Source organism: Kitasatospora sp. NPDC091257 (genome assembly GCF_044757675.1).
Lineage (GTDB): Bacteria > Actinomycetota > Actinomycetes > Streptomycetales > Streptomycetaceae > Kitasatospora > Kitasatospora lactacystinica.
The window spans coordinates 1-5516 of the sequence record NZ_JBIVVI010000604.1 but is presented as its reverse complement, the minus strand read 5'-3'; the positions used below and the strand labels follow the sequence as shown (position 1 = coordinate 5516).

At 75.1% G+C, this 5516-nt stretch carries 7 protein-coding genes; 4 read left to right on the top strand and 3 right to left on the bottom strand.

What is annotated here, in order from left to right:
• Positions 1-156: 156 nt before the first annotated feature.
• Positions 157-411: a hypothetical protein gene (locus tag ACIQOV_RS25380; RefSeq protein WP_401052141.1), complete on the top strand. Its 255-nt coding sequence runs from the start codon at positions 157-159 to the stop codon at positions 409-411.
• 270 nt (positions 412-681) lie between these two features.
• On the opposite strand, the gene ACIQOV_RS25375 is transcribed toward ACIQOV_RS25380, so the two are convergent.
• A complete protein-coding gene (locus tag ACIQOV_RS25375; RefSeq protein WP_401052139.1) occupies positions 682-2169 on the bottom strand; it encodes a purine-cytosine permease family protein in 1488 nt (495 codons plus the stop codon).
• 248 nt (positions 2170-2417) lie between these two features.
• Between ACIQOV_RS25375 and ACIQOV_RS25370 the strand changes: the two genes are divergently transcribed.
• Both ACIQOV_RS25370 and ACIQOV_RS25365 read left to right on the top strand, forming a co-directional pair.
• Positions 2418-2630: a hypothetical protein gene (locus ACIQOV_RS25370; protein ID WP_380552140.1), complete on the top strand. Its 213-nt coding sequence runs from the start codon at positions 2418-2420 to the stop codon at positions 2628-2630.
• A gap of 205 nt (positions 2631-2835) precedes the next feature.
• Complete coding sequence (locus ACIQOV_RS25365) at positions 2836-3198, top strand: hypothetical protein (protein ID WP_401052136.1); 363 nt, start codon at positions 2836-2838, stop codon at positions 3196-3198.
• A gap of 209 nt (positions 3199-3407) precedes the next feature.
• Here the strand turns inward: ACIQOV_RS25365 and ACIQOV_RS25360 are convergent, their stop codons facing one another.
• Together ACIQOV_RS25360 and ACIQOV_RS25355 are read right to left on the bottom strand one after the other, a co-directional pair.
• Positions 3408-3653, bottom strand: coding sequence for a hypothetical protein (locus tag ACIQOV_RS25360; protein WP_401052134.1), 246 nt, complete (start codon positions 3651-3653; stop codon positions 3408-3410).
• A 454-nt stretch (positions 3654-4107) separates the two neighbouring features.
• The gene (locus ACIQOV_RS25355) at positions 4108-4701 is read right to left on the bottom strand and encodes a transglutaminase family protein (RefSeq protein WP_401052132.1); all 594 of its coding nucleotides are present in this window, start codon (positions 4699-4701) and stop codon (positions 4108-4110) included.
• 212 nt (positions 4702-4913) lie between these two features.
• On the opposite strand from ACIQOV_RS25355, the gene ACIQOV_RS25350 reads away from it, so the two are divergent.
• Positions 4914-5414: a hypothetical protein gene (locus tag ACIQOV_RS25350; protein WP_401052130.1), complete on the top strand. Its 501-nt coding sequence runs from the start codon at positions 4914-4916 to the stop codon at positions 5412-5414.
• The last annotated feature ends 102 nt before the right edge of the window (positions 5415-5516 follow it).

Genomic DNA, 5516 nt, shown 5'->3' with positions numbered 1-5516 from the left:
GGGCCTCCCGGGAGTGCTGACCCGGCATCAGCCCCGGCGGCTCCGGGCCGCCCGGCCGCGCACGGCAGGCCGCCGCTCACCGGCCCGCAAGGCCCGCCGACCCGCGATGGGAGCCCGGCGCCGACGGCGGTCCCCGACCGTGGCATGCTGCCCGGCATGACCGACAGCCCGGACACCGGAGCCCCGGACGGGACCCGATCCTTCGCCACCGCGCGCGAGCCGGCCGAGTTCCCCGCCGTCGGGGTCCAGGGGGTGCCCGGTGTCCTGCACGCCGGGGACCTGAGCCGCGGCAGGCCCCGCACCCTGTGCGGGCTCCGCTGCTTCACGGTCTTCCTGTGCCACTTCGAGCCCGGGGACCCGGCCTCGTGCCGGAAGTGCCGGGCCCTGGTCGAGGCCGCGCCGTCCCGGTAGGGCGGGAAGGGGTGTCCGCACGGACCTGCCCGCCGCGCCGGGGCGCGCGGATCGCGATCCGGAACACCGGCCCGGGCCGAGGGCGCCGACCACCAGGGCCTCGTCCAGCGCCTCGTCGTCCTGCCCGACGACGGCCGCGCCCGCACCGCCCCGTCGCCTGACCACGGCATCTGCGGCATCTGCGGCACCGAAAACCGGACCGCCCGGGTGCCGACTCGGTGGAGCCGGCACCCGGGCGGTCCGGGGCGTACGGGGGTTCGCGCCGTGCGGTCAGACGGTGACCCGCTCGGTGCGCTCCGCCGGGACGTCGGCGGGCTGCCCGGCGGTGGCGGAGGCGGCGGGGGTGTTCTCCCGGGGCGTGGGGAGCACGGCCATGATCGCGCCGGAGATCACGATGGTCGCCGCCCAGGCGAGCCCGTACTTGCCGATCGGGGTGTCGGAGAACGGGCCGGCGAACCAGTCGCACTTGGTGAAGGCGAGCCCGATCAGCAGCGCGAGCACCCAGGAGACCATCGCCTGCCAGCAGAAGCCGGCCTTGTACCAGTACGGGCTGTTCCTGCTGGTGTCCATCAGCGCGGCGGCGTCGTAGCGCACCGCACGCGACCGGCGGCGGAACATGTCCACCGCGTAGACGCCGATCCAGGCCGAGAAGGAGACGGCGAGCAGGATCAGGAAGGTGATGAAGGAGCCCAGGAAGCTCTTGGCGACCAGCATCAGCAGCAGGCCGCCGACCAGCGAGATCACGGCGTTGATGCTGACGGCCGTGGCGCGCGGCAGCTTCACGCCCATGGTCTGCGCGGTGAAGCCGGCCGAGTACATGGAGAGGCTGTTGATCAGCAGCATGCCCACGATCGCGGTCAGCAGGTAGGGCACGGCCAGCCAGGTCGGCAGCAGGTCGCCGAGGAAGGAGACCGGGTCCGCGGCCTGTGCCAGGCCGGGCGAGGCCACCGCCATCACGGCGCCCATCAGCACCATCGGCACCATCACCAGGCCGGCGCCGGAGACCGTCACGCCGACGATCTTCCGGCCGGAGGCGGAGTGCGGCAGGTAGCGGGCGAAGTCCGGGCCGGTGGGGACCCAGCTGATGCCGCCGGCGGCGATGGTCCCGATGCCGGCGATCATCATCGCGGTGGTGCCCGCGGGCTTGGAGAAGACCTCGCTCCAGTTCATGGTCGCGATCAGGTAGCCCAGGACCAGGACGCTGAAGACGCCGAAGAGGTACGTCGACCAGGTGTTGCAGACGTTCAGCGCCTTGCGGCCCATGCCGGAGACCAGGAAGGTGCAGGCGACGAAGGCGAACAGCGTGATGACGATCAGCGCGGTGTTGCTCTTGACGCCGAACATCAGGTCGAGGACGGTCAGCACGGCGTAGGCGCCGGTGACGGCGTTGATCGTCTCCCAGCCGAACCGGGCGACCCAGAGGATCGCGCCGGGGAAGAGGTTGCCGCGCACCCCGAAGGTGGCCCGGGAGAGCGTGGCGCCCGGGGCGCCGCCCCACTTCCCGGAGACCGACAGCACGCCGACCATGCCGAAGGAGGCGAGTGCGGCGCACGCGGCGACGACCAGGACCTGCCAGAAGTTCAACTGGTTGAACACCACCAGGGCCGCGCCCATGGTGAGGAGCAGGACGCTGATGTTCGCCGCGACCCAGGTCGGGAAGAGCTCGCGGACTCTGCCCCGGCGCTCGTGGTCCGGGACGGGTTCGATACCGCGGGTCTCTATCGCGCCGTCGACGTCGACGGTGGACAGGTTGTCCATGAGGGTGGCTCCGTGCGTGTGAAGCGGGAGAATGAAACGGGCAAATGGAACATTTGTGGAACTCTTCGCGCGTAGCGCGGGAGTTCAGCCATCCTACTTTGTCCACTTCGTTACGGGTTCGGCCCAGCTGCCCAGCTGCCCAGCGGCCGAGCCCGCCCGCGCCCACCTCGGCGGCGCGGCTTCCGCCGCGGCCTGTTCACCGCCCGCCGGGGTCGGCAGACTGACAGCCGGGAGAGAGAGGAGCCGAGATGGCTGTCACGTTCGCGGGGGCCGACACCCGCCCGATCGGCACCATGACCTGCGACCACGGGTGCGGTGCCGTCTTCCACGACGGCAGGGCCGAGACCGACGGCCCGCTGATCCACCAACGGGCCGCTCTCGCGGGCTGGTTCTACCCCTGCCCCGCACCCGGCGTGCAGATCGACGTCTGCCCCGGCTGCCAGCCCTACGACGGCTACTGACCCGGTGCGGGCGGCGGAGGGATCCCGCACCGCCCGGCGCTGTGCGCCGTCCTGGGGGCGCGCCCCGACCGTGCGTACGCCCCCGGCGCCGCCCCCGGAGGCCGGAACCGCCGGTCACCACCCCCGGCGGGCCGGATTCTCCCCCGCGCAGGGAAGTTGACCCGTTCCCCCCACATCGCGGTGCGTCGTGGTGCATGATCGCAACGTGAGCACCTGGTGGGACAAGCGCCGCAACGCCCGGCTGGCAGAACTGGCGTCCATGCTGGAGTTCTTCGGCGCCGAACCCGTCGAAGACCCCGGCGTCGGCGAACTCGCCCATGCCGCCGCAGCCCTCGCCGAGGAGTACCGCGCCAGCGACCGCGGCCAGGCCATACACCGCGCCGGCGAGCTGCTGGAACAGGCCGCCGCCGCACTGCACACCGCCGACCGCCTGCGCGGCACCCTGCTCCCCGTCGTCAACCACCACCTGCGCGCCGCCGCCGCGGCCCTGTCGCACGCCCGCGCCTGCCTGCACGCCCAGGTGATGGCGGGCACCGCCCGCCCCGGCCCGGCACCGGAAGCCGGCTGACCCACCCCGCTCGCGCGGGGCGACGCGTTCACTGCGCCGCCCCACCGCACGGATCGCCCTGCTCGGCGGCCGCGCCGCCCGCGAAACCGTCGCCCGCAGCGACAGCGGCCCGTACGGAGGCGGCCCGTACGAAGGGTCCGGCGCGGCCACCTCCAGCAGCGACTACTGACATCCCTCCGTCAGGACCGCCGGTGCGGTGGCCGGACCGCTCAGTCCCACGGGCTGGTGGGCACCGGGCCGGGTGCGACGATCGCCGCGATCCCGCCGTCGCGGGCCAGGCCCTCCCCGACCTGCCCCCAGCCTTCCGGGACGCCGAAGGTCAGCAGGTCGGCCCGGTGCTCCTCGTCGCGGAGGAGCTCGACGTGGCCCTCGCAGAGGTCCTCGGTGCCCCGTCCGGCCGGCGGGCCGCCGAAGCTGGCGGCGTCCGCCGGACCGCGGCGGAAGGGCCCGGTCAACGCCGAGAGCGAGCAACGCGGCCACGGCCGCCGTGTCGGGGGCGGTGAGCGGCCGGGCGCGCAGCGCCTGCCAGAGGAGGAGAACCAGGCCCAGGTAGGCCGGCGCGGCGATCCACATCAGCGCGACACGGTGGCGCGCGGACACCCCGCGCGGCCTGGTGGCGAGGCCCACCAGGGCGATGACCGGCATCAGGGCCATCAGGGCCATCAGGACGGCGGTGACGGCCAGCGGCCGGTTCACGGCCCACGCCCGCCGCACCAGCTCCGAGGACCTGCCGACCCACACCGTGCGACGTCCTTCTCCGCAGCCGCTCCGGTACCTCCTGCGGAAGAACACCATGGCCCGCAGCCGGCGGACGGGCACGCCGCCGGGCCGCGTGCCGGCGCCCCGTAACGTCCACGGGCGAATCCCCGGACGACCGGCCGCCTGCCGCGCCTACGACGTTCGGGCGCCTCACCCGGGGCCGGGCGACGCCTCGCCCGGGAGTTCGGACGGCAGGTGGTCGTAGCCGAATCGGCCGGGCACCGCCCGGGCGAGCGCCCGGACCAGCGCGGCCGGCGGTGCGGCGAAGACCCCGGGGTAGTCGCGCTCGCCCCGCTCCGGCCGGACCGGCCAGGCCAGCCGTTCCCGGTCCAGGTCGTACCGCGCGTCGACCCCCTCCCGGTTGCCCCGGGCGTCCAGGCGGGACCAGCGGCCGTCCAGGTGCACGGCGTTGAGGGCGTGCAGCACGAATCCGCCCTCGCCGTCCTCCAGCCGCTGGTAGCACAGGCCGGTCGGCACGCCCTGCGCCCGCAGCAGCGCGGCCAGCAGGTGCGACTTGCCGTGGCAGATCGCGTTGCGCGCGGCCAGCACCTCGGAGGCGCGGAACGCCCCGCTGTACGCGCCCGCGTCCGCGGAGTGCGCCACCCGGTCGCGGACGTGGTGGTACGCCGCCTCCGGCGCGGCCAGCTCGGCGGCCAGCCGCCGCAGCTCCGGGTGCTGATGGTCGATCACCTCGTCCGCCCCGAGGTAGGCGGCGAGGTCGTCGGTCTCCGGTTGCAGGATCATGCCGCCCACGGTGCCGGGCGCACCGTCCACCGCGGGCGGAATTCCACCCCCTGGACAGGCGGCAGGGGACAGGGGACAGGGCCCGGGGCCGCACTGCCCGCCTTGCCCGGGTGGCGGGGCGAACGGCAGGGTACGGGCAGCCGTGGCCCCGCCTCGTCCCCGCGGGCACCGCTCGTCCCCGCCCCGCATCTCCGCTCCGGAAGGCACCCGCGATGACCGACACCACCCGCCCCGCACCCGGCCCCGCCGTTCCACCGGTCGATCCGCACGCCCAGGGGGAGCCGGACGACCGGGAGCAGGGGCTGCTCGGCGACGTCCGGCACCGGGTCCGCCTCCGGGCCGCCGGGACGGGCCCGCGCGCGATCGCCCAGGCCCTCGCCGCCGCCCGGAGGATCGAGCGCACCGCCTACCGGCACACCGGCGCCGGGGAGGAGGAGGCCGCCCTCCACGCGGCCACCGCCCGCGACGAATGGCAGCGCGTCCACGACCACGTCGCCGCCACCGCCTCCCCGCTCTACGACCCGGACGACGACCCCGAACTCCAGCGGGCCCTGGGTCGTGAGCGCCACCGACGGGAGGTCGCCGCCCGCGCCCGCGAGGCCGCCGGCCTCGACCGCCTCACCGACGGCGACCACCAGCCGTCCGCGACCACCCCACCGGCACCCTCGGCCCGGCCCTGCTGCTGCACCGGGTCGTGCCGCGCCGGGGCATGAGCCGGCCGGGCGCTACGGCGCGGGTCAGGCCGGGACGAGGTCCCACAGCTGGTCGGGGGTGCCGGCGGCGGGTGCCTGGGTGACCGCTCCTCCGGCCCGGGC